Below are 26,367 nucleotides of genomic sequence, written 5' to 3' on the forward strand. Positions count from 1 at the left end.
GGCGCCTCAGAGCGCCGTGCTTTTTCAAAAATACCGCCTCCAGAGAGGCCTCAGAAAGATTTAGAGATTTATTATGCGCCGACTTTACGCCTGCCTTCTCACGCTTTTCCTCGCTGTTCCGGCTTTTGCTGATAACACCACCAGTCCGGTCAAACCGGTTACAATTGTGCACGCAGGCGCGCTGGTGGATGTGGTTAACGGCAAGGTGCTCAAAGACCAGATGATCCAGATTGAAGGCGAGCGTATTGCCAAAGTAACGTCGTGGGCGCCTGGCGCGATGCCGGAAGGTGCCACACTTATCGACTGGTCTGGCCTCACGGTAATGCCAGGCCTGATGGACATGCACACGCATCTGGCCGACAGCGGCCAGAGCGCCAATGTGCTCGCCCCGCTTGAATTCACAGCAGCGGAATCGGTGTTGCAAGGTGTGAAGCACGCGCGCCAAACCCTAAGGGCTGGTTTCACCACCGTTCGTGATGTAGGCGCATGGCGCGCCTTTAATGATGTAGCGCTCAGGGATGCGATCAACTCGGGTATTATAGAAGGGCCACGCATGGCGGTTGTTGGTGCCTATATCACCGTGCCGGGTGGTGCGGGCGATGTCACCGGACAAGCATTCGACGTGGAGATCCCCAAGGATCTACACTTTGGCGTTGTACGCTCCGCGTCGGAAGTGCGCGAACGTGTACGTACCCTGATCCAGCATGGGGCCACCTTTATCAAAACGCTGGCCACCGGTGCGGTTCTGACAAGCGGCACCCACGTCGGCGCGCAGGAACTGAGCGAAGAAGAAATACACGCAGCGGTCACGGAGGCGGCCAACTATAATGTGTATGTCACCTCGCACGCTCATGGGGCCAAGGGCATCAAAGCGGCAGTGCGCGCGGGCGTGCGCTCGATTGAGCATGGCTCTCTGATCGACGATGAAGGCATTGCTCTGATGAAAAAACACGGCACCTGGCTCGTGGCCGATATCTATAACGGTGACTATATCGATGCCGTCGGACGCGCCGATGGCTGGGGTGATGAAATCCTCGCCAAAAACGAAGCAACGACCGAGCGCCAGCGCGAAGGCTTCCGCAAGGCGCACGCCGCCGGTGTGCGTATTGCGTATGGCACCGATAGTGGCGTCTATCCGCATGGTGATAACGGCAAACAATTTGTGTATATGGTGCGATACGGCATGAGCGAAATGGAAGCGATCCAGTCTGCGACCCTGTCGCCCGCCCAACTTCTTGGCTGGGAGGCAGACGTCGGCTCGATCGAGGCCGGGAAATTCGCCGACATGGTCGCGGTGAAGGGCGATCCGCTAAAGGATATCAGCCTCTTGGAACATATTGATGCTGTCATGAAAGGCGGCCGGATTATCAAGTCGGAAAAACATGGCACCGCAACAGGGGGAGCAGACCAATGAGATTTACGACAAATATTATAGCCGCGACAATGGTGGCTTTATCCATGCCCACAGTGTGGGCTGATGACGTGCCCTTCCGTGACAAAGCACACACCATATTACGTGACAGCATCGCCATGCGAACGGTGGAGGGTTACCACATGGTGCCCAAGCTGGCGCATTATTTGGAAGAGCTGTTTCTCCAGGGTGGTTTTGCCCGTGAGGATGTAAAACTGATTCCGGTTGGCGATACCATGGCGATGATCATTCGGTACCGCGGCAATGATAGCTCGGGGAAAAAGCCGATCCTCTTGTCCGCGCACCTCGATGTGGTGCAGGCCAACCCGGAAGACTGGGAGCGTGACCCCTATACACTTGTCGAGGAAAGCGGCTATTTCTTCGGGCGCGGAGTATCCGACAACAAGTTTGCCGTTGCCACCTTGTCCGCGACATTCCTTCGGCTCAAAGCCGAAGGCTTTGTACCCAACCGGGACTTGGTCATTGCATTCTCGGGCGATGAAGAAACCAGCATGACCAGCACGAAACTGTTGGCCAAGAAATACCGTGACCTGATCGATGCGGAATTTGCCCTCGTCGCCGACGGTGGCGGCGGCTTGCTGGACAAAGGCGGAAAGGCCGTGTCCTTCACGGTCGACAGCGCCGAGAAGACCTACGCATCCTTTACCGTTACGGCCACCAACCCGGGCGGACACAGCTCTCTACCCCGGCGCGACAACGCGATCTACGACCTCGCCCAGGCGCTTGTGAAGCTGGACGCGTTTGAATTTCCCATCATGTATAGTGACCTGACACGAAGCTATTTCGCGAAATCCGCCCCGCTTATCGGTGGTAAGGTCGGCGACGCAATGGCGCGCTTTGCGGATGATCCGGCTGACCTTGATGCCGCAGCCGTTCTGCGCGAACAGTCAGAGTATGTTGGTTCCACGGGGACAACTTGTGTCGCGACCATGCTTGCGGGTGGACACGCCGAAAACGCCTTGCCTCAGTCGGCGACAGCTACGGTCAATTGCCGCATTTTCCCAGGTGTCGGTGTAGACGCCACGCTTGAAACCTTGAAGTCCGTGGTCGCGAACGATGCCCTGCGCTGGCGTGTCCTTGACACACCGGATGAGAGCGATGCGTCGCCCCTGCGTTCTGACGTTTTCAGCACAATCGAGCGAGCCGTGCACAATCGATATGCTGGCATCCCTGTTATTCCGCACATGGCGTCTGGTGCCTCGGACGCCCTGCACTTTCGTGCGGCAGGCATTCCCAGCTACACCCTGACAGGCATTTTCATGAAAGCGGAGGATGAGTTTGCCCACGGCCTTAATGAACGAGTGCCGGTTGAAAGTCTTTCAGGGGCACTGCAGATGTGGCACCAGATCCTGACAGACCTCGCCGGGTAGGCCTCATTTTACGGCTTCTTTATCTGCGGGCAATAATCCCGAATTCAACTCTGATACCTTCCGATGCATGATTTGCAAGACCTTGACTGGTCGCATTGCAGTCAAGGTCTAACCTCAGATCGGGAGATACATGATGAACAAGGACATTATCAAAGGTAAGTGGAAGCAACTGAAAGGCGATGCCCAGAAGCAATGGGGCAAGCTGACCGATGATGAGATTGACCAAATCGAGGGTGACGCCACCAAGCTCGCGGGCCTTATTCAGGAACGCTACGGCAAAACCCGTGAAGCGGCCGAAAAAGAGGTCGAAGCCTGGCAGCAGAAGCACCAGCACTAAAGCGTTGGCGTTAACCGCCCGCAGGCGTGAGGGCGAACTTCACGTCTGCGGTACTGTCTAAGCGACAGCACTAGCCTTTCGCCAGATCCCGGACCAGTTTAAACCGTTCGCACACCAGAACCATACTGGGAGAGAAGTTGCCGTTGCGCTCAAAATAGCGCTTGTGGCCCTCTCGCCAGCCTTCAAGGCTGTCATCTTCGCCTTCCGCGAGCGCAAACTTTTCGCCCACGTCGCAGAAACGGACCCACTCGACACTGATTGTCTCAATGACAAGAGCCGGGCTGTCATCCCAGTTGAGAACAATATCCTTACGACCCTCTTCGGGCAGTGCGGCGCCGGTTTCAAAGAATGCATCCAGCGCTTCACAGGTCGCAGTTTTCCGACCAGACCGCACAAGCTCCGTCAGTTCGCGGCAGAGCGCCTCATTGTCGCCAAAATGAAAAGTGGCCGCACCGGGGTAAAGTTTTTCAAGCTCTCTGACATTCATTACTGTTACTCACACAAGCGCGGGCTGGCGCAGTACAATGGACCCTATGACATGCTTTTGCGCGCAGGTATAGCGGTGCCATGAGCAGACAATAAAAAAGACGCTGCATCCAGGAGAGAACGCAGCGTCAGGCCCCAAAATACTCGGGTGGGAAACCATTGGGGAGTGGCGCGCGCCCGAAACCAGAGGCGCGCGCCGGATACTCAGAACCTAGAAGTCGTAACCAACACTGAACTTGAATGAACGACCAAGGATTGCACGACCGTTTGGCGCCGCGGCGGAACGCGGATCGCTTTCGGTCAAACCATGGCTGTTTGTCAGGTTGTCAGCATGAACCTGGAAGAAGAGCCCTGATTCCATGCGTACCTGTACGCCCAGATCAACCTTCTCATAGCCTTCCAGCTTGTTGGTGTTGGCATTGTCGCCCCAGCGGTCGCCAATCAGGCTGACAGCGCCGTATAGGGTTGCTGTCGCACTGCCAACAGGAATGTCATAGCTTGGCGCGAGACGAACCTGCCATTTTGGCTGACGAAGAACGGTGTTGCCGACATCGGATGCCGTTGTGGATTCGGTAATCTCAGCATCCTGCAATGTACCGATGAACGAGAGGTTGAAGGCCTCATAAGTGAAGTGACCATCAAGCTCCACGCCAAGGGCGCGGGTCTTGAACGCGGCGGCGGCGATATCGCTACCTACCGTGCTCGAGAAGCTGTCGTTTTTGTTGTAAAAGACAGTTGCGAACAGGCCAACATAATCGCTGGAATATTTCACCCCACCCTCAAGCTGCTTCACGCCGTTCACGTTGAGGTTGTTCTCACGAACATCATCAAAGTGCGGGAACAAGGAGCCTTTGGAGTAGCGGGCAAACACGCCAAGATCATCGCTGAAGTCATAGTTGATGGCGCCGGTGTAGGACCATGCCTTGTCTTTCAGGTTAGTGGCCATATCGCGCACGCCATCAGGATAACCTGGGCCGGCGTCGAGGATATAGTCAATATCCAGCCATTCGTGGCGTACACCAACGTCGATGCGCAGCGCGTCATTCACTTGCCAGCTGTCAGCTGCATAAAAGGCATCAGCTGTCGCGTCACCAGAGGACTGGATACCGTAAGCCCAGCAACCGGAACCCGAACCTGCGTCGGCAAGATCGGAACACTCGATGCTATCCTCAAGGAAATCACCGTTGGCGACATTGTGAACTGGCGTAAAGTTACCAATCGTCCAGAAGTCGTCTGATGACCAGATCGCTTTATAGTAACCGAACGTGACATCATGATCGCCCATCATCTTGTTGATGCTGAGGTCATTGGTAAAGCTCTCAAGGTCTTTTTGAACAACCCAGTGGCCGTAATTCTGCACATATTCGTCGTCGCCAAGGCTTTCACCGCCTTGGGTAGAGACGGATGCAAGACCAAGGTCGCCTGCCTGAATGGCACCACCATCCGGCACAAAGCCGTATGTATCCGCGTCACCCTTTGTGTAGGACATGTTGTCACGAATGTGCCAACCGTCACCCAGGTCAAAATCAGCTGTCAGGCCGGAAACGCTGCCGTCCCAACCGCGACCATCGGCAAAGTCGAACTGCTCGGTGTCACCGTTGGCGTTGATCTGCAGCGTGCGATAGCGTGTCGCCGTGCCAAGCTGCGAGAAAGTGCCAAGATCATTACCAGAATTCAACGCTTGCGGCAGGTACCACATGCCGTGATCATCAGTGATACGGGTAAAGACGTTGATCTCGCCGTTATCAAACTCTTTGGTAATCTGTGCGGTTACCTGATGACCCTTTTCGGAATTGAACTCCGCATCCCGGATGCCCGATGAACTGCGTACATAACCGCCGACCATATAATAAAGGTCATCGGTCAGTGGCCCCGACAGCACAGCATCAACACGCTGTGTGTCATAGTCGGACGTGGTGTACTTCACCCGGCCTTCCGTTTCAGGGCCGCCTTTTTTCAGGTTGAAGTTCAGGGTTACGCCCGGTTCACCATTCGAGAAGACGGCGTTTGGTCCGCCGCGCAAGGCTTCTGCAGCCCGCACGGTTTCATCAATCCGGAAGATCGAGCTTTGTTCGAAGAACGACAGCATTTCTGTGCCGTAGATCGGCGCGCCGTTGATCGACATGGTTACAAATGGTGCGTCGCCGCCACCCGGCAAACCGCGCACGTCAATGTTTGCACCGGCAACCCCGCCTGAGCTCTCCGCCCATACGCCCGGTACGAGCGTCAAAAGCTCTGCCGTGCTTTTAGGGCCGGCAAGGCCAATGGTGTCTGCATTCATGGTGGTGATGGCGAAGCTGGCGTCCTGTTTTTTAACACCGGCACCACCCGGGGTACCAAGGACAACAATTTCTTCGAACGTATCCATGCTTTCATCGGCTGCTGCATCGGTGTCTTGTGCGGACACGGACGTCGCCGTCATGGCAAGTATTGCCGCAATCGCGGTCGTGGATTTTAATCTATTGTGTGTAAAACGCATCTGTTTGGCCCTCCCACGCCTTACTTTTCATTCTGCTGCACACGCCACGGCTTGTTTGACCTGTCTACCGATTGCTGCCTGACCTCTCGGGCAGAAACCGGAAAATATTACATTACGAATCGCGCGTGAAAGCGGTGATGTATTATAGCTACGCCTCTTTGCAATCGATTGCAATATAAAATTTCAATCGATTGCATGAAATTGTAATAATTCTCGACAAGACGGCTGATCAGCATGTAGTAAAAGCCTATGACAAAAAGCAAAAATCTGACCATGGCAGACATTGCTGAGCTCGCCGGCGTGTCCGAGGCAACGGTCTCGCGCGCGCTGAAGAATAGCGAACTTATTAACAAGGAGACGCGAGCGCGTATCCAGGCGATCGCACGTGAGCACAATTACAAGATCAATACAGCTGCGCGGAATTTCCGCACTCAAAAGACCCACACCATTGCCGTCGTGTTACTTGTCGACAAGGAGTGGGGCCACGAAGTCTCCGACGCCTTCCTTATGGTATTGCTTGGCAGCATCGCAGATGAAGCAGCGCATCACGGCTATGACCTGCTGCTTTCAACCAACCCGCATGATATTGATGACTTGGCCGATTATTATATCGACAGCAAACGCGCCGACGGCCTGATCATCATTGGTCAGGGCCGCAATGACCCCCGGCTGGACCGGCTGGCGGAAAGCGGGCGGCCATTTATCGTGTGGGGCGCTGAAATGCCCGAGCATGATTACCTGACGGTTGGAAGTGACAACCGCACTGGTGCCTTTGAGGCCGTGTCCCTTCTGGTCCGCAACGGCCGCAAGCGCATTGCGTTCATGGGCGACGCGCGTCACCCCGAAATGGAACACCGGCTGGATGGATACTGCGATGCGCTCCGCGCGGCGGGCATCCCATTCGACGCCAACCTTGTCATCCCGACAGATTTTTCCCGTTCAGACGGCTATATGAAAACCGGTCACGTCATCCTTGATCCAACCTTCAAGTGTGACGCTATCTTCGCGGTCAGCGATAATATTGTCCTCGGCGTGATGAAACGCCTGTCCGAAGCCGATGTAAAGGTACCCGAAGAGGTTGCGATCGTCGGTTTTGATGATAACCCGCTGGCCGTGTTTGCCACGCCTGGCATCACGACAGTACGGCAGGACATTCGTCTTGGCGGCAAATTACTGGTGCGCAACCTTCTGGATATCATTCGCGGCAAAACGGTCGACCATGTGGCCATGCCGGTGGAGCTTGTCGTGCGCGAAAGTTGTGGCAAGGCCTAACCGGCCACTTTTTCAAAACCTTCGCTGACCAGAATGCCTGTTTGCGGCAGGATGATGTCTGCATGTGCCAGGACATACGCGTCGCCGATCCCGATCGCTGTCATGCCCGCCGCCTTGATCGCCGTGACCCCCGCCGCTGCATCCTCAACCCCCAAACACTCACCGCCTTCAAGGCCAAAGGCATTGGCAACATCCAAAAAGATGTCAGGCGCAGGTTTGCCGTTCGGGATTGCACCCGCGTCGGCGACATAGTCAAACACCTTCGCGATACCAAGCCCCTCTATCACCACCGGGGCGTTGCGGCTGGCGGACGCGAGGCCAATTTTCCACCCTCTCGCCTTCAACCAGTCAAAAGCCGGTAGGATGCCAGGCAGCATATCGGCGGGCGAAATTTCCTGGATCAGGGTTTTATAATCCTCGTTTTTCTGGTGCGCGAGCGTCTCTTTTTCCGCTTCGGAGTATGCCCTGCTTGATTTCGCGAGAATATACTCAAGCGATTGCATACGCCCCACGCCCTTGAGTTGGTCATTGTCGGCGTGATCAAATGCAATACCCAGCGAATGCGCCAACCGTTGCCACGCAAGGAAATGGAAATGTGCGGTGTCGGTGATGACACCATCGAGATCGAAGATGCAGGCTTTAAAGGCCATGAGTTCCCTCACTAACTGGCGGACAGCAATTTTTGCGCTGCCACGGTCTTGTTATGCTGTCAGGGTCTGGCTTTCACCATACCCGAGCGTAACCGCCTGCCCGCAATGCTCAAAACTGAAATTTTCGCCGGACAGCAATTCATAGCGCGTGCCCTCGGCCGCGACACTCACGCCAAGGCGGCGACCCCGTACCGTGACCATGAATTTGTACCCGTTCCACCCGTCGGGCAGATAAGGCGCAAAGGAAAGTGTGCCGTGGGCAAAGCGCATCCCGGCAAATCCGTATGTCATACTCATCCACGAGCCCGCCATACAGGCCATATGCACCCCGTAATGGGTATTGCCGTGACGGTTATCGATGTCCATCCGGTAAGTTTCCTCGAAGAACTCGAGCGCTTTAGCCTTGTCGCCCACTTCGGCATTTGCCACCGCATAGATACATACCGACAAGGTGCTGTCGTGCGTGGTACGTGGTTCATAGTAGGCAAGGTTACGCATTTTGTCTTCGCGGCTGAACCGGTCGCTGAGCAAGGTCTGCGCCAACACCACGTCCGGCTGCTTCAACACCTGATGGCGATAAATGACGAGCGGGTGATAGTGCAGCAGAAGCGGATAATTCTCCGCCGGTGTGTTTTCAAAATCCCATTCGGGTTTATCGAGAAAACCGTCGCACTGCTCATAAATGCCGCGCTCTTCATCATATGGCAGGTACATCCGCTCAGCTGCGTCACTCCAGGAGGTGAACTCTTCCTCGTCCAGATCAATCTCCGCGCAAACGGAAGCGAAAACCTCCGGCGTCCTGGCCTTGAGATCCGCAGCCAAAGCTGCCGCTTCCCGCAAATGATGCTGCGCCATGGCGTTGGTATAGAGGTTGTTGTCGGCCATCGCTGTATATTCGTCCGGGCCGGTGACCTCGGTGATGCAGAACCGGCCACCCTTGCGGGCGTTGAAATGGCCAAGGTCCATCCAGATGCGCGCGGTCTCAAACAGCAGCTCCGCGCCACCCGACTGCCAGAAACCTTCGTCGCCAGTTACAGCAACATACTGAATGGCGGCATATGCAACGGCAGCATTGATATGATACTGGCCGGTGCCCGCCGGAAAGTAGCTGGAGCATTCCTCACCGCCAATGGTGCGCCACGGGAACAGGGCCCCGCGCTTGTGCGCCATGGTACGGGCGCGCTCCCGCGCTTTATCGAGGGTCGATATCCGATACTCCAGAAGCGCCAGCGCGACCTCAGGCCGCGAGAATACGAAAAACGGCACCGCGTAAATTTCGGTGTCCCAGAAATAATGGCCGTCATAACCCGCGCCGGTCAGCCCCTTGGCGGAAAGCGCACGATTGCCGTCTTTACCCGCGCTCTGGAACAAATGGAAAAGATTGAAGCGCACACCCTGCTGAACCTCGGCACCGGCGTCGACCTGAATGTCGGCCGCTGCCCAGAAATCGGCGAATACACGTTTATGCTCATCAAGCAGTGCGTCAAAACCCAACGCCCTCGCGTCACTTATATCAGCCTGAAGACGCGCTTTCAGGTCCTTGGCGTCAGAGAATGGACCGTCGCAGTAGCCTACATATTTTATCAAGGTGACACTGTCGCCCTTGCCAAGCGAAAATGACAAGTGTTCCCGCCACTGGGCGCCCTGCACCGCGTGAGTAGCCGCCTTGCCGCCAACACCATCAAGACAATAGGCCGCACCGACCAAATGTTCGCTGCCGTGCACTTTATGGCCGACATACTGAACATCAGCCGTACGGTCAGCCTGTGCCCCCTCAAGGCAATCGCGGATCGAAAGCGCCCCCGCACGCGGATCACCGCCGCGATTGGTGCCGCCATAACCGGCGTCAAGCCCGGTCTCAAGCACAACACCACCTTCAAAGCCGTGCGAGACAAGGCTATATTCAATAGCCATCAGACCAGGGCGCGCCATGGAAACAAAGCGGCGCACCTTCACTTCAAGTGTACCACCGGCTTTTGGCCGCCACAGGCTGCTGCGCTCCAGCAAGCCAGTTTTCATGTCAAGCGAACGGGCCTGCGCTTCAAGCTCGCTTTCGCCCTGCGTCAACTCCTCGCCTTCGGCAGTCAGGCGGAACGCCTTGCCGTCCGGCACAAGGATCATTTTATTATTGTGGGTCGCAAAGCCGTAGGCGCTTTCATCATAGTGAATTTCCTCGCGCAGATACACGCCATTGAGGAATGTACCTTCAACGGAAGATACACCACGCTCCACGGCATCCTCAAAAGTGCCACGGGTGCCAAGATACCCGTTCGCCTGCGCGAACAGTGTCTCGGACACCGACTGGGTTTCCCTTGAGAAACCTTCTTCGATCAAACACCACGGGTCAGCTTTGAACCGCGGCGCAGACTTGGCACGTTTTTCGGCAGAACTCACAGTTACTCTCTTCCCTATTCCGACCCTTAGAATCACCGTTATAATATCCTCTTTGCAATCGATTGCAATACTGATATGGTCATTTCTGCAAGCAGGCCAGTAAAGCGGTACTGCGTGCTTGTTTCGTTGCTGACGGGAAGTAGGCATGAGACAAGCAAGGGGAAGTTTAGGGAGGTTCCATGGGCAACTGGCGCATCAAGTTTTCGTTGTTTCTGATTTATTTTGTATTTGCCATCCTGCTCAACAGTGTTGGCACAGTGATCCTGCAGGTCATAAAAAACTACGACCTGAGCCACGCCGACGCCAGCGTGCTGGAAGGTTTCAAGGACCTGCCAATTGCCATAGTGTCTTTCCTTGTGGCCTCGTTCCTGCCGCGTTTCGGTTTTCGCAACGCCATGATGACAGGACTTTTACTTGTCACCTTCGCCTGCCTTGCCATGCCGCTGGTGCCCGCGTTCCTGACCACCAAACTCCTGTTCCTTACTGTTGGTGTTTCCTTCGCGCTTGTTAAGGTCTCGGTTTATTCCACCGTGGGACTGATCACCCACGGCCGGAAGGAACACGCCAGCTTCATGAACACGCTTGAAGGAATTTTCATGACTGGCGTGCTGGTTGGCTATGGCCTCTTCAGCTATTTTGTCGAAGACGGCATGCCAAAGTCCCAGAACTGGCTGAACGTATACTGGTTGCTGGCCGCGCTCACGGCACTCAGCATCCTTATTATTTACTTCACACCGCTGGACGAAAGTGAAGCCCACCATGAGGGCAGCACGATAGGACAGGATTTCATGGACATGATGCGGCTGGTCATTCGTCCCATTGGATATATCTTTGTGGTTTCAGCTTTTCTATATGTGCTGATCGAGCAGGGCATCGGTACGTGGCTGCCGACGTTCAACAATGAAGTGCTGATGCTGCCCGAAAGCATGAGCATTCAGGCCACCAGTATTTTCGCCGCCACCCTCGCTATCGGACGCCTGAGCGCCGGTATGGTTATGGCGCGGTTTGACTGGTACCCCGTTTTGAATGTCTGCGTCCTGGCAGTTGGCGCCCTCATCCTTATTAGCTTGCCCATGGCAGAAAACATCGCACATAATCCCAATGTGACGTGGCTCGATGCCCCTGCCGCTTCTTATATTTTCCCTCTCATCGGATTGTTTCTTGCGCCCATTTATCCGGCGATCAATTCCGCTGTTTTGAGTGCACTCCCTAAATACCAGCATTCGGAAATGACCGGCCTGATCGTTATTTTCTCCGCGCTCGGCGGTACAACAGGCTCGATCATTACCGGCACGGTATTTGGTGAAATGGGCGGCAGCACGGCTTTTTATCTGTCCCTGATACCGCTTACCGGCCTCCTTGCCTCACTCTTCTTCTTCAAGCGAGAAACGTCTCGCATGGCCGGTATGGAAGCGGATACACAACACTAGAATTGCCGATTCAACCGACAAACGACTCGGAATCTGAAATTTCCCGGCTTGGTGGCACTTAGTGTGTCGCCAAGCGTTTACCATGCCTAACTCCCTGCTCCGCATGCCTAATTCTATCCAATTTGATAAAAAATACGGCTAATAAGAGCATTACTGTAACCATGAGTTTCTCTACAGCTTAAAATGGCTGCCGGACGAAAGTTCGTCCTCGGTTCACATTTTCAATAGCTGCAATGGGAGATTTCCATGATTACCAGTCAACAACCTAAATCCGCCGCGCAGGAGATCTTTGAACTGCGCTACACCGCATATCTGGACAAGGCCTCCATCAAGGAAAACAGCAATGGCGCGTTTTCCGACCCCTATGATATGGCGCCCAACTGTCACTCCTTTATTGAATATATTGAAGGCATGGCAGCGGGTTCCATCCGTGCGTGTGTCTACGAACCCCTGAAGCCACACTTGGGCATACCGGCCCAGGAGCTATTCCCGGAGGAGATGGAGGCACATCTCGGGCTGGAAAGTGCCGTGGTCGAGTCCAACAAATTTGTCGTGCACCCGACGTTCCAGCACAAGGCGCTGCGCCTGAAATTCAAGCTTTTCAAGAATGTTTTCGACAAAGCGCTCGAGATCGGAGCCGATTATATCGTGACCTCCCCGCGGGCGACACAGATTGACTTCTACCGAGGTATGCAATTTGAACCCATCTCCAGCGTCAAGCGCTCGCTGGCGCTCGATTTCGATGTTGTCCTGATGGCTTGCAACCTGAACAAGGCACGCAAGCTCGTGGCGACTGACCCCAAATATAAAACGCTGCGACGCTTTGGGTTGTGTTAAAATTACAAAACGCCGGGGCCTTTCGAGGCTCCGGCATCCCACCGCATTTCCTATGCGTGCAAAAAAACACGTGATACAGGCACGGAGCTGCGCTATTAAGCCTTTGGTGACTTATTAGACCTATAATATGTATTCAGGGTTAGAACACAAAGGGACGTAAGGATGACAGGCTATTTGATTGTCGCATTGATCGACATCGCCGTCGCATTTTATGTCCTTCGGACGTCGGGGAAAAATCGCGCTGCGCTGGCCTTTGCGCTTCTCTGGGTTTGTTTTGGCGTCTGGTCCCTGAACCTCTACCTCGCGTCCAGCATCGCGGATGCCAACCAGTTGGCGCCATGGTTCCACCTGCTGCGCTTTGGCATGTTTTTCATTGCTCCTTGCATGATGCTGTTTTTCGCATACATCACCCGTGCCCGCATGGACCGCCTGTTGAAACTCGCCATTGGTTCGTCCGCGCTTGCCAGCACCTTGCTTTATATTACCAACCTTGCCTTCTTCCAGAGCACGTTGGTGCCGGGAACCACAGGTTTCACGACAGCCGCAGACACCCTTTCTCATATTCACGAGGCGAATTTTGTTGTCGCGGCGCTTGTCAGCCTTGCCTTGACGATCAGGGCTCTGCAAACCGCGATCTTCCGGGAGAAGCAACGTATCCGCTGGTTAATGGCCGCGATCGTGGTTGGCACTGCGCTCGGCATTACCAGTTTTGAATATTCCAAGCTCTTCGGTATGGCAGGAAATATTCTGGGGCTATCAATCCTCGCGTATGCCCTGCTGCGCCACCACGTCATCAATCTTGGTTTTGCAATCAACAGCGGCCTGACCAAAGCGCTAGCGCTCGTCGTTCTGGCTACCCTGTTTGCTGGTCTTGAAGTTGCTGTTGCGCAGGCCGCCTTCACAAGCACTGAGACGGTCCTGATACGCATGGTAGCCCTGTTCGCGGCGCTGGAGAGTTATCCGTGGCTGGTTGCGCGCATCTGTGCCTTGCGCGAACGCTATTTCCTGAAACCACCTTACCATTACGACTTTGTCACCCACTGGGTGCTTACGGGCCTGAAAGATTGCTCAACCCCGGCAGCACTTCGTGCCCTGACCGATGAGGTTTTTCTCAAGCTGATCCGTGTTTCGGATTATCATATCGATTTAAAGGCAGAGACACTCGGTGGCGACACCGGCGATGGATATGTGCGCTTCCAAGGCCAAAACCCCATGCTGTACCCTGCACCGAAAGAGGGCTTGGCCTTCCTCGAACAGATCGGTGATACTCCCGGCACGCTATTTTACGATGAAGCGCCTGCCTCGCTGAAACGCGCCTTTGCCGTACATCGGATCAGTGCGTGTGTACCGATCATGCATGCCGGGCAGCAGATAGGGACCATCACCCTTGGTACACCCGGCAAATACGAACAATTCAGCTATGACGATATCCGCCTGATGACGTGGTTTGCGGGCGAGGTCGCCCCTGCTCTTGATCGCCTCATCACCACGGCACGGCTTGAAAGCAGCCTGAACGATGCGGAAAAAACACTGACCGTGGTTTCTCGTCTCAATGAATATAATCATGATGTTAAAACACCGTTTTCGAATATCGAGGCGCTTTTGCTGGCCGGAGATGCCTTCTCCCCCGAAGAGCGGGAGGAAAAAATCCTCGAGCAAGTGAAGAAGGGCCACGCCCTTGTCACCACCATGACCCGCATGCTCAAGGGCCAGCACCAGAAAGTGCTCACCCGCTTCAACCTCAATGAAACCATTGAAGATGTGGTCTCCAGCTTTCCGACACATGAGGGGCTGGTGCAAACCGCGCTGAACCCGCTGCCGCCCGTAGACGGATATGAGCAGGAAATAAGCATCATGCTCTCGAACCTGCTTTCAAACGCCTTCAAGGCGCTGGACAAACCACGTTCCGCGGTCAATATCGAAACATGGTATGATAAAACGCTTGATCAGGTCGGGTGCCGTATCCGCGATAACGGCAGCGGTATGGATGCTGAGCGGCTTGCCACCCTCTGGCAAAGCGGTGAGACCGGCCATCGCGGCACGGGGGGGTCTGGGGTCGGAACTGGCGTGGTCAAACGCATCATCGAAAGCCATGACGGCAGCATTCGCGCGACCAGCGAGCCTGGCGTCGGCTCAGAATTTATCGTCATGCTGCCAGCAGCCAAACGCATGAAACCCCGCGATGCCGGCACCAGCCCGCTTCGAGCTTCCGCAGGCTAACTTGCCCGCAGCCGCTCTGCCGCCCTTGCAAGAACCTGCATAAGCTTCACCCCGGTTACCGGCTTCGCCATGAAATCCTGCATGCCTGCGTCAAGGCACGCCTGGCGTAAATTCTCCACCCGCGGATCATTGGACATGCCGATCATATACGGCATGTCCCGGTCTCCGGCCGCCTTTGCCCAGCCACGCGCAAAGTCAGTGCCACGGATAACCGGGGCATGTTCATCAAGGAAGATAACGTCAAATCCCTGCGTTTCACAAAGCTCAAGCGCCGTCACGCCATCCGCGCACACAACCACCTTGTGACCAAGTTGTTCGAGAAGCCGCAATCCGATATCGCGGTGAATCTGGTCATCATCAACATAGAGGATCACGAAGGCGGTATCGGTCTCCCCGGCGGGAACATCATTCCCGGGTTCCGTATCCCTGTTCCCGAACTGGTGCCAGAAGGCATCCAGCTCCGCATTAATCCGGTCCACCTGCCGGTTAATATCCGTCCGGACGCCTGCGGCTTCCACAGTACCGTCGCCGATCAGCTCCGTCAGGTTTTTTATGGTCAGAAGCGGTGTGCGCAGTTGATGCAGCAATGCCGCCACCCTGGTTTCGACATCATTTTGGTCAACATCCAATTTGTCAGGTGCCATGTCCCCCCCCGTGGCAATCATTGAGCTTCCTAGCCTTAGGCCGCCGGGCCTAGCGGGTCAATGGTTGTTCAAGGCCAGAGCCCCACCAACATAATTAGTTAGGCATATACCTAATTTTTGATTGACACTGAAAGCCCGCACCAGTTAGTTAGGTGAATGACTAACAATGCAGAAAATCTGGACATCGTTTTTCAGGCGCTGGCGGATAAAACCCGTCGCACGGTGTTGCAACGCCTCGCCGATGGCCCCCTGACGGTGAGCGAACTGGCAAGCCCGTTCGAAATGGCCCTGCCTTCCTTTATGCAGCATCTCAAGGTGCTGGAGGACAGCGGGCTCATCCGCAGCCGGAAAGAGGGTCGGGTCCGAACCTGCGAGATTACGCCCATGAACCTTGTGCCTGCAGAAAGCTGGATCATCGACCAGCGCAAAATCTGGCAGGACCGTTTCAACAGGCTGGACGGCCTTCTTCTACGATTACAAAAACAGGATCAAAGACATGACAGCGACGAATGATAACAACCTCGACCTTGTGATTGACCGCACGCTTCCCGTACCGGTAGACCTCGTCTGGCAAGCCTGGAGCGATGTCACCCTGTTCCAGCAATGGTGGGCACCCAGGCCGGTTACGCTGAAAGTCGAGGAGATGGACCTGCGGCCCGGCGGCGGTTTTCGGGCCGAAATGAACCTGCCCGACGGCACGGTTTTTCCCCTCGCGGGTTGCTACCTCGCGGTAGAGGAAAAAAAACGCATCGTCTTCACCGATGCCCTCACCGGCGGCTGGCGTCCGGCGGCGGAGCCCTTCTTCTCTGCGGTGATCACGATGGAAGACCTTGGCGACAGCACCCGGTATATCGCAACCGCGATGCACAACAATGTAGAAAGCCGCAAGCGCCATGAGGAAATGGGGTTCTTTGACGGTTGGGGTACATGCATAGACCAGTTGGTCGAGCTGGCCACCAGCCTGAAATAATTGAGGCTGACCGACGCGGCACGGCCAAGATGGCCGTATCGCGGGGGAGCGCCCCATACTATGGTTTATTTCAGGCTGAGACTCTCATGAGTCCATCAGGTAAAAGAGCAAAAAAATAACCTAAAAACGAGGCTGATAGCCAAAAAGCGTGACATTTTTCAAACAGTTTGAAGGAATGTCCGCTGTTTTGATGGCCGGTTGAAGAAAACAACTTGCCACAAGAGAACGAATAGAGAACTTTTCAGCATTCAAAAGAAAAAGATGCACGACAGGGACAGACGATGAAACTGACACGACAGAGCCTCCAGAACCCCGCCGCCGTCGCGATCGTAACCGCGGTTCTCATGCTGCTTGGCGTCATGTCGGTCATGAGCATGCCGGCACAACTGCTGCCACAAATCCAGAAACCGATTATCTCTGTTGTCAATTCCTGGCCCGGCGCCTCCCCCGCCGAGATGGAATCGGAGATCGCGGTACCGGTCGAGGAAGTGCTGGTTGGCACACCCGGGATGACCGAAATGGTATCGTGGAATATGGCCAACTTCGGCTTCATGCAGCTTGAGTTCGCGCTCGAAACCGACATGACAACGGCGTTGATTGAGGTGATCAGCCGCCTGAACCGGCTGCGTCCACTTCCGGCGAGTGCAGAAAAACCGCAAATCCTGATGGGTGAATGGGGTGACGCCAACGACACATTGATCGACTATTACATTCAGATGGAAGACCTGAATGAAGAGCAGGTTGCCAAGAACCGCCGGTATATCCGTGATACAATCGTGCCGGAGCTGCAATCGCTCTACGGCGTTTCCCGTATCGACTTTGATGATGGTAGCGGCGGGCGCGGCGAACAGCTGCAGATCATTTTTGACCCCTACCGCGCAGCGGAACTGGGTATCGATATCGCGCAAGTTCCGGCCCGTGTCGGCCGTTCGGCCGATATTTCAAGCGGCTTTGTCGACGTCGGACGCAAGCAATACACCGTGCGCCTCGAAGGCCGCTATGACGCAGACGAACTTGCCGGGCTGATCCTGGAATGGCGCGACGGCCTGCCCATCCGCCTTGGCGATGTTGCCCGGGTAGAGATCGGCATTGGCCGTGCGGACGGCTTCATATACCAGAACGGCAATCCTTCGTTCCGGCTGAGCATTTCCAAAAATAACGATGCCAACGTCCTGCAAGCCCTTGAAGGTGTAAAAACGAAGCTGGATCAGTTGAACGTCGGCCCCTTTGCCGAGCGCGGCTTGAAGGCACAATATTCGTTTGACCCCAGCCTTTACATCAACCGGTCCATCAGCCTTCTGAGCGGCAACCTTGTCATCGGCATGATGCTGGCCATCGTCGTCCTGTGGTTATTCCTGCGTCAATGGCGCGCCACAATGCTGATCGCACTGGCGATCCCGGTATCCCTGCTGACCACTTTCCTGGTGCTTCAGGTTACCGGCCGGACACTCAATGTTATCTCGCTGGCGGGTCTTGCCTTTGCCTGCGGCATGGTGCTCGACGCTGCCATTGTGGTGCTGGAGAATATCGTGCGCCTGAGGGAGCGCGGCGAGCGCCCGCTCGAAGCCAGCGATAAGGGCGCAACCCAGGTGTGGGGGGCGCTATTGGCATCCACGGCTACGACGGTTGCCATCTTTATCCCGATCATGTTCCTCAAGGACGCCGAAGGGCAAATGTTTGCTGACCTTGCGCTTACCATTGCAATCGGCGTCAGTGTCTCCCTTTTTGTGGCGGTGACTATCCTGCCGACCACCGCACGTTTCTGGATGCGCCAACTACCTGAGCCAGAGACAGGTGTCACAGTTTGGGATCGCATTACTGACCGCCTGATGGCCATGACCAATACCCAGGCCAAGCGCATCGGCTGGGTTGCCAGCCTGATCATCGTCTCCGTCACGTTGACGGTCACGCTTTGGCCGCAAAGCAACTATCTGCCGCCCGTTAAGCGTGACACCGTTGACAGCTTCCTGTTTTTCCCGCCCGGCACAAATGTAGAGACGGCGGATAAGGAAATCGCGCAGGTTATTGATGCCCGTATCCAGCCCTACCTGACCGGAGAAAAGTCCCCAAAAGTGCGGGATTATTTCTTCTGGTCCTTCCCTGGCGCCACCGGCGGCTGGCTTGCCCTCAACGGCGAGGACGGCACGGACCTCAATGAATTGCAAAACGTTGTCCAGACGGAAATCATTTCCGGCATCCCGGACATGTTTGGCTTTACCATGCGCCGTAGCCTGTTTGGTGGTTTTGAAGACAGCAACAGCGTTGAAATGCGCATTATGTCCACCGACCTTGACGCTGTTAAAAACGCCGCGATGTCAGGCATGGGCATTGTGATGGGTTCAATCCCCGGTGCGACTGCCAACCCAATGCCTGATCCCTTCGCCGAAGCGACCGAACTGCGCTTTGAACCGAATGACGAACGTTTGGCCGAGGTAGGCTGGACACGCACAGACCTGACTTCCGTGGTTCTGGAACTTGGTCAAGGAGCATGGCTTGGCGAATATTTTGACGGCACGTCCAGGCTTGATATCTACCTGAAATCTGAACGCTTCCACACGCCCGAGGAAATGGCGGACCTTCCGGTCATGACCCCCAAGGGCGGGCTTGTGCCGCTTGGCGAATTGGCCGAAATTTCTACCACCCTTGGGCCCAATACAATCGCGCGGTTTGACCGGGCGCGTGCCTACAGCCTGTCGGTCAACCCGCCGGAAGGCATGTCGCTGGAAGAACTGATTACCAAGCTCAAGTCGGATGTCGCACCACAACTCCAGGCAATGCTGCCAGCGGACGGCACCATCACATATGCTGGAAGCGCCGAGGACCTTGAGCGCGCCATTGGCACGCTAAGCGGCAATTTCCTGATGGCGCTTGGCCTGCTGATTCTGATCATGGCCGGGCTGTTCAAGTCGCTCAAAGACGCGCTTCTGGTTATCATTGCCATTCCGCTTGCCTGCGTGGGCGGTGTGCTGGCGATCAACCTGATGAACCTGATCAACTTCCAGCCGCTCGACCTTCTGGGCATGATTGGTTTCATCATCCTGCTGGGGCTGGTGGTCAATAACGCCATCTTACTGGTGGAACAGACCCGCCGTGCCGAAAGCCGGGGCTTCAGCCGCGTCGATGCCGTGCGTCAGGCGTTGCGCCTGCGCCTGAGGCCTATTTTCATGAGCACGCTCACCAGCCTGTTTGGCATGGCACCGCTTCTGCTTTTCCCCGGGTCGGGCAGCGAAATATACCGTGGTATGGCGGCGGCAATTGTTGGGGGCATGAGCGTATCCACACTCTTTACCCTCGTACTGTTGCCGAGCCTGTTGCAGTTGACACCGGGCAAAACCACAACTGCCGTCGGCGCCGACGTTGATAGGGATGATGACCTTCACGAGCAGCGATCAGAAGCAGCGGAATAGCAACAGTTTTACCGATAAAATACTTGAAAGAAACGAGTTAACGATGGCTTTGACAATTTCATTACCCTCTCCTTTGGCGATAGGTGCAGGTGTATTCCTGTCCTTGACAGCCTCCTTCGGCATCAGCGCACAGGGCATGCAGGAGATGCCTCCGGCACAGGTTGAGGTAGCTGTTGCAGAAAAACGCATGATGGCGCCGGAAATGCTGGTCTCTGGCACCGTGATCAGCCTCAACGACAGTCGCATCGCGGCAGAAGTTGAAGGCCCGCTTTCATGGATTGCCCAGGTTGGTACGCATGTAAAAAAAGGCGATGTGATCGCCCGCATTGATGACCGGCTACTGACCATAGCGACACGCCGTGCCGAGGCCAACCTCAAGCGGCTGAAAGCCAACCTGTCGTTCCGCGAGCAGGACGTCAAACGCTACGACGAGTTGGCGAAAAGCGATAACGCCTCGAAGGCGCGGCTTCAAGAAGTCACGGCGCAGCGCGACATGCTGCGGGAGGAAATCAGCGATGCTGAAGCCGCCTATGACAAAGCCAAGGGCGACCTCGCCCGCGCTGAAATCAAGGCCCCTTTCCCCGGTCACGTGGTACAGCGCCTCGTGAATATCGGGGAATATATGAATGTAAGCGATCCGCTTCTCAGGCTTGTCGACACCGAAAATGTGGAGGTAGTTATTCCTGCACCGATCGCCATCACACCCTTCATGAAGCCGGGGGATAGCGTTGCCGTCCATGACGGCCGGGCAAGCCGCATGTTGCCGATCCGTACCGTCGTACCGGTTGGTGATATGGTCTCCCGCATGGTGGAGGTACGCCTGACGGCACAACCCAACGTATGGATGATCGGTACGCCGGTGAAGGTTAGCCTTCCGAAGGACACACCGACCGAAGCCGTCGCCGTGCCGCGCGATGCTATCGTACTGAAGGGGGGCACCCGCTATCTCTATAGGGTTTCAAACGACAACAAAGCCGAGCAGGTCAACGCCGACATCGACGCCTCCATCGGCCTATGGGTATCTCTCAAGGGTGGCGTCGCAGCAGGTGACAAGGTGGTTGTTCGAGGAGCCGAACGTCTGATGCCTGGCCAGGGTGTCATGATCAAGGACGCGGGCAGCCGCTAAGCGCCGGCCTGATCAGGGAGTAACGGGTAAAGATCATAAAATGGGCTTCTATTTGAGGCCCATTTTCCTTTTGATACGCCCTACATCCTGTTGCAGGTCCTTCAGCATGGCCAGATTGAGGTTAATCGCCTCGGCAATACCGCCCATTGTCACATCCTGGCTCCGGTCATCGCTGTCGGGCACCGCATTCCACCCCGCCATATGCACATCTGCAAAAAATGTCTGCTTTATCCAACGATTTTCCGGTTGGTAGTGTTGCATGATTTTGCGGCGGACGTCGATATCAAGCGGGTTGGCCTTGGCAACCCCGCCACTCATGCGAAGGCTTGTGATAAAATCAGTCATCTCATGGTCGTCCGTTCCTGCAAAGAGATAAGGACTTTCCCCAAGAATTTCTGCGAGGTCAGGGCTGATCTCGGGTGGGGCCACAGGTGTGTCCGGCAGGCCCACATCGCCCAGGTCCAGCGTCCGCCAGAAATCCTGTGACAGGCTTCGCTGTTCCAAAACAGGGGCCCATATCAACCGCACCCGCATGTTTGCAGCGCTAAAATGCTCAAGATATGCTTCCAGAACATCCCTGTATAGCCTGCGCCCGGCTGAGGCCAGATGCTGTTCTATATACGCGGCTAAACCGATACCGGTCATATACTGCCCGGCGGCCCAAGCTGCCACAAGATGATCATCCTGCCGGTGAAAATAATATACAACACGGCAATCAAAGTGGCCTCTGGCGGTCGCCAATAAACCCGCCGCCCGCACGTGGCACAAACCAGGCAAACTCAGCACAACGGCTTCTAAGTTTTCATGCTCCGCCTTGGTTTTAAGGGCGGAAAAAAACGCGGCAACATCCGCTCGCCGCTCCTCAGTAATCAAAGATGGCAGCGACCCCGCACCCTTAGGTGGATCCACTGTCACCACGCCATAGCCTTGCCGGCGCAAGTGTGCAGCATTGTCTGCCAGCAGCGCCAGGATGTGCCCGGTCTCCGCCTGAGGTTGCCCGATGTGAAGATATAGTCTGATTGCCATTACCTGCTCCGCCAGCCTTTTGGGGCCTTTTGCGCACCATATAACGCTGCTGTAGCCTGTCAGGCAATGACATTATGGGTGCGGGACATATCCCCACACCCTGTTGTTTATTCAGCAGTGCAGGTGAAAGCCGCGCTGCCAGCCGGCAGCACGCGCACATGTGCGATATCAATCTGGGCGGCCCCTTCGCTTGCCAGCATGAAGGGTGTGGTAACCCGCGCCAAGTGGCTGGAATCCGCATCGAAGCAGGCAAGTTTGATCGCCACTTTTTGCCAGTCCTGTCCCACGAGCGCACGCAGGTGATCGGTCAGGCGCACACTGTCCACACACCCTGTCTCACACGCCATCTTTAGCATCACTTCACCCGACGGCACCGTATCCAGCTTGATCTCGAAGGAGAGAATGCCGCCTGTTTCGGCAAAGGGCGCGAGGTCAAGTGCCCCGCCGCCGTCAATGCTCATCTGCCCCGGCTTGCCGCCGGCCCATGTGATGGCCAGTGCGTCTTCCTGCACATCCTTGTCGGTTGTGCGGATGGTCATCTCACCGTCCGTCAGCTTGGCATAAGGGCCAGAGACAATCTGCGGCGTGCCATCGGTGGCGATATAGACCCGCCAGGGTTCAAGCGCGCGACCGTGATAAAGCGCAAGCTCAGCCCGCATGCCCTTTTGCACGCCCTCGACATCTTCAGGCAATACGCCCGGCCCCTCGTCACCCGAGGCATAGTCAAGCCCGTAGCCCAACGGGAACAAGGGGTCATAGCCCTGATGATGCGGGTTCAGCACATCCTGCATGGGTGTTTTGGGCCATGAGAACGACAGCCTGCCGGTGAAATCATGGCGCGGTGTGCCATGTGCATCCGCGACCAGCACATCCGCGATACCTTCGCCTTCGCTGCCAGGCAACCACGCGGCCACAAAGGCGTCCGACGCATTGATCTCCGGGTTCGTCCACATTGGACGCCCGGACAGGAACACGCTGACCACAGGCAACCCGCGCGCTTTCAGACGCTTCAGCATCTCAAGGTCACGCTTGGCACCCGGGTCATACTCAAGGCTGTCAAGGTCGCCCTGAAACTCCGCATAGGGTTCTTCACCAAACACCGCGATGGCGATGTCCGCGTCCACATCCAAGGCACCTTCGGGATCAAGGATCACCTTGCCGCCCACGGCCTGGACCGCGGCGCGCACACCGTCATAAACGGACTGCCCGCCCGGGAAGTCGCTATTCTGGTTGCCCGTGCCCTGCCAGCTTATGGTCCAGCCGCCTGCCTGTTTGCCGATGTTATCGGCGCCGTCACCGACCATCAGCACAGTCATGTCAGGGCGGATGGGCAAAACACCCGCAGCGTTTTTAAGGAGCACCAGCGACTGCCGGACAGCCTGCCGGGCGACGTCACGGTGCGCGGCGCTGCCGATCACCCCGTCTTCCCCCGCAAGGCCGCGTTCTGACGGCTTGGATTTGTCGAAGAGGCCCGAGCGCAGTTTCATGCGCAGGATACGGCGCACCGCTTCATCCAGGCGGGCCATCGTAATCTCTCCCGACTTCACTTGCGCGAGGGTGTTGTCATATAGCCCCCGCCAGTCCTGCGGCACCATCAGGATATCAACACCGGCATTGAACGAACGGGCGCAGGAAACATTGGTGCAGCCCTTGACCTGACCATGCGCGTTCCAGTCACTGACCACCGGGCCATCAAAGCCCATCTGGCCCTTCAGCACATCGGTGATGAGATATTTGCTGCCATGCACCTTTTTGCCGTTCCAGCTGGAGAAGCTGGTCATCGCCGTCTGTACACCCGCCTCAAGCGCGGTGATATATCCCGCCGCATGAATATCGCGCAGCTCTGCTTCGCTGACGCGGGTATCGCCCTGGTCGTCACCGCCTTCCGTGCCGCCGTCGCCAACAAAATGTTTGGCCGTCGCGATGACATGGTCACCGTCAAGGAAGTGTGCCGTGCCCGGCACACCCTGAAGACCGTACACCACCTCGCCTGCATAGGAGCGTACCAAAGCCGGGTCTTCCGAATAACTTTCATAAGTCCGGCCCCAACGGTCGTTTTGCACAACGGCAAGCGTGGGCGCGAAGGTCCAGTCAATACCGGTCACACGCATTTCCCGCGCCGTGATCTCGCCAATCCTGCGCATCAGCGCCGGATCATGCATGGCGCCAAGGCCAATGTTGTGCGGGAATATGGTCGCGCCGATAACATTGTTATGGCCATGCACCGCGTCGCTGCCCCACAGGATGGGGATCGCGAGGCCCCCGTCCGATGTATCCATCGAGGCGTCATAAAACGCATCCGCCATCGCCAGCCATTCCGCTGGTGTGGCATGTTTGTTTCGGTTAGGTAACGACCCGCCGCCATTCAGGATGGAACCGATGTGATAGGCCTTCACTTCTTCCGGGGTAATATACTGTATCTCAGGCTGGATCACCTGCCCGACCTTTTCCTCAACACTCATCCGGGCGATGAGGTCATCAATGCGCGCTTCCATGCCCTTGTCTTGCCTGACCGGGCTTGCAATATGTGGCCATGTGACTGCCTCGCCCTGAGGTGCCGTGCCGTCATCCCCACAAGCGACAAGCGCGAAGGTGGCCACTGCCACCATGGTTTTCAGTGCCCTGCCTGCCGCACGATTGTTTTGCAAAGAGACCTTCACATCTGTTCCTTTCAGTTCTTATAGGTGCTGGGCAGTGGCCCTAGGCGACACGTCTCGCGCGTGTCAGAAGGTGGGAGATCAACTCGTCATGCGCCGGCAGCCCCTCCGCAGCCTGCCGGATACGGTGCCTGGCACTTTCAAGTCGTTCGCGAATGCTGGTGATATCGTGGGCATCGACCAAGGGGTCATAACCTTCCGGCACAACAGCCTGGCCTAGGAAAACCGCGATCCAGCTGGTGCTGGTAAAAAGGTCATAGGCCCTTGGCGGAATACGCCCATATGCCCTGAAAAGCGCAATACGGCGCTGCAAGGTTTCCGGTATACTCATGGTGCGGCAATAGTTCCAGAAATCGCTGTCCGTTCGTTCCGTGGCAAAATAATGCAGAATGAGAAAATCACGCACTTCCTCAAATTCGACCCGCGCCAGGCGGTTATATTCAGCCGTGTTCGCAACCTTGAAGTCGTGGCCCGGGAAAAAATCCAGAAGTTTGGTGATGCCCGCCTGAATAAGATGAATGCTGGTGCTTTCCAACGGTTCCATGAAGCCGCTTGAAAGCCCGAGCGCGAGACAGTTCTTGTCCCAGAATTTTCGCCGCACACCGGTCCGGAAGCGCAGGAAATTGGGTTCCGCCAATGCTTCACCATCGAGGTTACCCATAAGATGCGCCAGCGCTTCATCGTCGCTCATGTGCTGGCTGGCGTAAACAACGCCATTCCCGGTGCGATGCTGCAGCGGAATACGCCACCGCCAGCCTGCCCTGTGCGCGACGGAACGTGTGTAGGGGTTCGTCTTGCCCATGCGCGCACAGGGCACGGCTACGGCGCGGTCACACGGCAACCAGCGGGTCCAGTCGTCGTATCCCGCGCCTAGCGCCTCTTCGATCAACAGGCCGCGAAAGCCCGAGCAGTCGATGAAAAAGTCTGCTTCAAGCGTGCGGCCACCTTCAAGCGTTACCGCCTCGATAAAACCATCACTGCCCCGCAACTTTACTGCTTCTACGCGGCCTTCAATGCGCGTCACCCGCCGTGCTTCGGCATAGCGTCGTAGGTAGGCGGCGTACAGGCCGGCATCAAAATGAAACGCGGAGCCAAAAGCCGACAGTACCGAGCTTGCATCTCCGCTTGGCATGCCGCACCGGCCACGTTTTGCCGCCTGGGCACAGATGCTGAATTCATCAAGCGGCGGCACCGTGCCTTCGCTTGCCAGCTTCAGCCAGTAATGATGCAGATATCGAGCATCCGGGCTGGCACCATAAAGGCCAAACGGATGGAAATAACTGTGCCCTTCGCGGGTCCAGTTCTCGAACTCGATGCCCAGTTTATAGGTGGCTTTTGTCTGTTCCATAAACTCGGCTTCGTCAATGCCGAGGATCTGGTTAAAAGACCGGATCGGGGGAATGGTCGCTTCCCCGACACCCACGGTACCGATGGCATCGGATTCCACCAGGGTAATCTCTACCCTGTGCGCCAGCATCCGCGAAAGCGCCGCCGCCGCCATCCAGCCAGCGGTGCCGCCGCCCACGATCAGAATTTTATGAGGTAGTTGATCAGCCATCGCCCGTTACCAGCCTTCACTACACCGCGTGCTAAAAAATGTGGTGTGGCACCAGGGAGAACCGGCCACACC

General features: G+C 56.2%; 19 protein-coding genes. 11 read left to right on the forward strand and 8 right to left on the reverse strand.

From position 1 onward, the window contains the following. Positions 1–73 precede the first annotated feature (73 nt). The 3 genes from OEU85_RS06370 to OEU85_RS06380 all read left to right on the forward strand — a co-directional run bounded on the left by OEU85_RS06370 (position 74) and on the right by OEU85_RS06380 (position 3,139). Positions 74–1,414 carry a Xaa-Pro dipeptidase gene (locus OEU85_RS06370; protein WP_262690620.1) on the forward strand — a complete coding sequence of 447 codons (1,341 nt, stop codon included), beginning with the start codon at positions 74–76 and terminating at the stop codon, positions 1,412–1,414. Next, positions 1,411–2,802 carry a M20/M25/M40 family metallo-hydrolase gene (locus tag OEU85_RS06375; protein WP_262690621.1) on the forward strand — a complete coding sequence of 464 codons (1,392 nt, stop codon included), beginning with the start codon at positions 1,411–1,413 and terminating at the stop codon, positions 2,800–2,802. Before OEU85_RS06370 ends, OEU85_RS06375 begins: the two co-directional genes overlap by 4 nt. A gap of 133 nt (positions 2,803–2,935) precedes the next feature. Next, on the forward strand, positions 2,936–3,139 hold the full coding sequence (locus OEU85_RS06380; RefSeq protein ID WP_262690824.1) for a CsbD family protein: 204 nt from the start codon (positions 2,936–2,938) through the stop codon (positions 3,137–3,139). 70 nt (positions 3,140–3,209) lie between these two features. On the opposite strand, the gene OEU85_RS06385 is transcribed toward OEU85_RS06380, so the two are convergent. Next, positions 3,210–3,626 carry an ASCH domain-containing protein gene (locus tag OEU85_RS06385; RefSeq protein ID WP_262690622.1) on the reverse strand — a complete coding sequence of 139 codons (417 nt, stop codon included), beginning with the start codon at positions 3,624–3,626 and terminating at the stop codon, positions 3,210–3,212. Positions 3,627–3,836: 210 nt separating this feature from the next. Beyond that, positions 3,837–6,104: a TonB-dependent siderophore receptor gene (locus tag OEU85_RS06390; RefSeq protein WP_262690623.1), complete on the reverse strand. Its 2,268-nt coding sequence runs from the start codon at positions 6,102–6,104 to the stop codon at positions 3,837–3,839. Between the two features lie 249 nt (positions 6,105–6,353). Here OEU85_RS06390 and OEU85_RS06395 point away from each other — a divergent pair, with 249 nt between their 5' ends. After that, complete coding sequence (locus OEU85_RS06395) at positions 6,354–7,376, forward strand: LacI family DNA-binding transcriptional regulator (protein WP_262690624.1); 1,023 nt, start codon at positions 6,354–6,356, stop codon at positions 7,374–7,376. On the opposite strand, the gene pgmB is transcribed toward OEU85_RS06395, so the two are convergent. Further along, positions 7,373–8,026 carry a beta-phosphoglucomutase gene (pgmB, locus tag OEU85_RS06400; RefSeq protein ID WP_262690625.1) on the reverse strand — a complete coding sequence of 218 codons (654 nt, stop codon included), beginning with the start codon at positions 8,024–8,026 and terminating at the stop codon, positions 7,373–7,375. The genes OEU85_RS06395 and pgmB overlap by 4 nt on opposite strands. 51 nt (positions 8,027–8,077) lie before the next feature. Further along, entirely contained in the window at positions 8,078–10,420 is a 2,343-nt protein-coding gene (locus OEU85_RS06405; RefSeq protein ID WP_262690626.1) for a glycoside hydrolase family 65 protein, read from the reverse strand. A 179-nt stretch (positions 10,421–10,599) separates the two neighbouring features. On the opposite strand from OEU85_RS06405, the gene OEU85_RS06410 reads away from it, so the two are divergent. From OEU85_RS06410 to OEU85_RS06420, 3 genes are all read left to right on the forward strand, one after another. Beyond that, complete coding sequence (locus OEU85_RS06410; RefSeq protein ID WP_262690627.1) at positions 10,600–11,850, forward strand: MFS transporter; 1,251 nt, start codon at positions 10,600–10,602, stop codon at positions 11,848–11,850. A 246-nt stretch (positions 11,851–12,096) separates the two neighbouring features. Continuing rightward, positions 12,097–12,687: an N-acyl amino acid synthase FeeM domain-containing protein gene (locus OEU85_RS06415; protein WP_262690628.1), complete on the forward strand. Its 591-nt coding sequence runs from the start codon at positions 12,097–12,099 to the stop codon at positions 12,685–12,687. A gap of 162 nt (positions 12,688–12,849) precedes the next feature. After that, complete coding sequence (locus OEU85_RS06420; RefSeq protein ID WP_262690629.1) at positions 12,850–14,907, forward strand: ATP-binding protein; 2,058 nt, start codon at positions 12,850–12,852, stop codon at positions 14,905–14,907. On the opposite strand, the gene OEU85_RS06425 is transcribed toward OEU85_RS06420, so the two are convergent. Next, a complete protein-coding gene (locus tag OEU85_RS06425) occupies positions 14,904–15,551 on the reverse strand; it encodes a response regulator (protein ID WP_262690630.1) in 648 nt (215 codons plus the stop codon). The genes OEU85_RS06420 and OEU85_RS06425 overlap by 4 nt on opposite strands. 156 nt (positions 15,552–15,707) lie before the next feature. Here OEU85_RS06425 and OEU85_RS06430 point away from each other — a divergent pair, with 156 nt between their 5' ends. The 4 genes from OEU85_RS06430 to OEU85_RS06445 all read left to right on the forward strand — a co-directional run bounded on the left by OEU85_RS06430 (position 15,708) and on the right by OEU85_RS06445 (position 21,054). Next, entirely contained in the window at positions 15,708–16,064 is a 357-nt protein-coding gene (locus OEU85_RS06430; protein WP_262690631.1) for an ArsR/SmtB family transcription factor, read from the forward strand. Further along, positions 16,048–16,521, forward strand: coding sequence for an SRPBCC family protein (locus OEU85_RS06435; protein WP_262690632.1), 474 nt, complete (start codon positions 16,048–16,050; stop codon positions 16,519–16,521). The genes OEU85_RS06430 and OEU85_RS06435 overlap by 17 nt, the downstream gene beginning before the upstream one ends. Before the next feature lie 281 nt (positions 16,522–16,802). After that, positions 16,803–19,928 carry an efflux RND transporter permease subunit gene (locus tag OEU85_RS06440; protein ID WP_262690633.1) on the forward strand — a complete coding sequence of 1,042 codons (3,126 nt, stop codon included), beginning with the start codon at positions 16,803–16,805 and terminating at the stop codon, positions 19,926–19,928. A 43-nt stretch (positions 19,929–19,971) separates the two neighbouring features. Continuing rightward, on the forward strand, positions 19,972–21,054 hold the full coding sequence (locus tag OEU85_RS06445) for an efflux RND transporter periplasmic adaptor subunit (RefSeq protein WP_262690634.1): 1,083 nt from the start codon (positions 19,972–19,974) through the stop codon (positions 21,052–21,054). Between the two features lie 48 nt (positions 21,055–21,102). Here the strand turns inward: OEU85_RS06445 and OEU85_RS06450 are convergent, their stop codons facing one another. From OEU85_RS06450 to OEU85_RS06460, 3 genes are all read right to left on the reverse strand, one after another. Next, the gene (locus OEU85_RS06450) at positions 21,103–22,080 is read right to left on the reverse strand and encodes a hypothetical protein (protein WP_262690635.1); all 978 of its coding nucleotides are present in this window, start codon (positions 22,078–22,080) and stop codon (positions 21,103–21,105) included. Positions 22,081–22,187: 107 nt separating this feature from the next. Further along, a complete protein-coding gene (locus OEU85_RS06455; protein WP_449555796.1) occupies positions 22,188–24,575 on the reverse strand; it encodes a glycoside hydrolase family 3 protein in 2,388 nt (795 codons plus the stop codon). A 205-nt stretch (positions 24,576–24,780) separates the two neighbouring features. Then, positions 24,781–26,295, reverse strand: coding sequence for a tryptophan halogenase family protein (locus OEU85_RS06460; RefSeq protein WP_262690637.1), 1,515 nt, complete (start codon positions 26,293–26,295; stop codon positions 24,781–24,783). Between the last annotated feature and the right edge of the window lie 72 nt (positions 26,296–26,367).

The sequence above is a fragment of the Kordiimonas aestuarii genome (assembly GCF_025574465.1).
Classification (GTDB): Bacteria; Pseudomonadota; Alphaproteobacteria; order Sphingomonadales; family Kordiimonadaceae; genus Kordiimonas; species Kordiimonas aestuarii.

Excerpts from the sequence above, each read along its gene's own strand:
- OEU85_RS06370 (WP_262690620.1), top strand. The coding sequence starts at position 74 with ATGCGCCGACTTTACGCCTGCCTTCTCACGCTTTTCCTCGCTGTTCCG.
- OEU85_RS06375 (WP_262690621.1), top strand. The coding sequence starts at position 1,411 with ATGAGATTTACGACAAATATTATAGCCGCGACAATGGTGGCTTTATCC.
- OEU85_RS06380 (WP_262690824.1), top strand. The coding sequence starts at position 2,936 with ATGAACAAGGACATTATCAAAGGTAAGTGGAAGCAACTGAAAGGCGAT.
- OEU85_RS06385 (WP_262690622.1), bottom strand. The coding sequence starts at position 3,626 with ATGAATGTCAGAGAGCTTGAAAAACTTTACCCCGGTGCGGCCACTTTT.
- OEU85_RS06390 (WP_262690623.1), bottom strand. The coding sequence starts at position 6,104 with ATGCGTTTTACACACAATAGATTAAAATCCACGACCGCGATTGCGGCA.
- OEU85_RS06395 (WP_262690624.1), top strand. The coding sequence starts at position 6,354 with ATGACAAAAAGCAAAAATCTGACCATGGCAGACATTGCTGAGCTCGCC.
- pgmB (WP_262690625.1), bottom strand. The coding sequence starts at position 8,026 with ATGGCCTTTAAAGCCTGCATCTTCGATCTCGATGGTGTCATCACCGAC.
- OEU85_RS06410 (WP_262690627.1), top strand. The coding sequence starts at position 10,600 with ATGGGCAACTGGCGCATCAAGTTTTCGTTGTTTCTGATTTATTTTGTA.
- OEU85_RS06415 (WP_262690628.1), top strand. The coding sequence starts at position 12,097 with ATGATTACCAGTCAACAACCTAAATCCGCCGCGCAGGAGATCTTTGAA.
- OEU85_RS06420 (WP_262690629.1), top strand. The coding sequence starts at position 12,850 with ATGACAGGCTATTTGATTGTCGCATTGATCGACATCGCCGTCGCATTT.
- OEU85_RS06425 (WP_262690630.1), bottom strand. The coding sequence starts at position 15,551 with ATGGCACCTGACAAATTGGATGTTGACCAAAATGATGTCGAAACCAGG.
- OEU85_RS06430 (WP_262690631.1), top strand. The coding sequence starts at position 15,708 with ATGACTAACAATGCAGAAAATCTGGACATCGTTTTTCAGGCGCTGGCG.
- OEU85_RS06435 (WP_262690632.1), top strand. The coding sequence starts at position 16,048 with ATGACAGCGACGAATGATAACAACCTCGACCTTGTGATTGACCGCACG.
- OEU85_RS06440 (WP_262690633.1), top strand. The coding sequence starts at position 16,803 with ATGAAACTGACACGACAGAGCCTCCAGAACCCCGCCGCCGTCGCGATC.
- OEU85_RS06445 (WP_262690634.1), top strand. The coding sequence starts at position 19,972 with ATGGCTTTGACAATTTCATTACCCTCTCCTTTGGCGATAGGTGCAGGT.
- OEU85_RS06450 (WP_262690635.1), bottom strand. The coding sequence starts at position 22,080 with ATGGCAATCAGACTATATCTTCACATCGGGCAACCTCAGGCGGAGACC.
- OEU85_RS06455 (WP_449555796.1), bottom strand. The coding sequence starts at position 24,575 with ATGGAAGCGCGCATTGATGACCTCATCGCCCGGATGAGTGTTGAGGAA.
- OEU85_RS06460 (WP_262690637.1), bottom strand. The coding sequence starts at position 26,295 with ATGGCTGATCAACTACCTCATAAAATTCTGATCGTGGGCGGCGGCACC.